The sequence below is a fragment of the Haloferax sp. AB510 genome, from assembly GCF_024136985.1.
Classification (GTDB): domain Archaea; phylum Halobacteriota; class Halobacteria; order Halobacteriales; family Haloferacaceae; genus Haloferax.
Map to the genome: position 1 here is coordinate 1 of NZ_JAMYJY010000252.1, position 357 is coordinate 357.

Annotated in this window: 1 pseudogene; it reads left to right on the top strand. The window is 67.2% G+C overall.

From position 1 onward, the window contains the following. Positions 1 to 357 (top strand): annotated as a pseudogene (locus tag NKF06_RS20870) (hypothetical protein); the annotation flags it as partial.

A 357-nucleotide genomic window follows, 5' to 3' on the forward strand; every position in this document is an offset into this window, starting at 1 on the left:
GCGGGGACCACCACGTCCTGAAGAACTTCTCCATCCAGCAGACCGACGACGACACCACGAGCGCCGACATCTGGCTCGCCAACGACGACGGCGCACTCATCGAGGACGTCGAGTGGCTCGGCCGCACCCCCACGGACAGCCACGCGCGCGACCAACTGCTCCTCTTCGACTGCACTTCGGTAGAGGGCGTCAACGTCATCCGCCGCGTCTACATGCGCGAGGGCGCGGCGCTCCCCGGCTACCCGAACGGCGTCGCCGGGATTCGCATCACCGAACGGTCGGTCGGCGAGATCAGGATGATAGACTGCCACATCGAACAGCGCGGGTCGTCGTCGTTCCGCGCGACCCACACCCGTG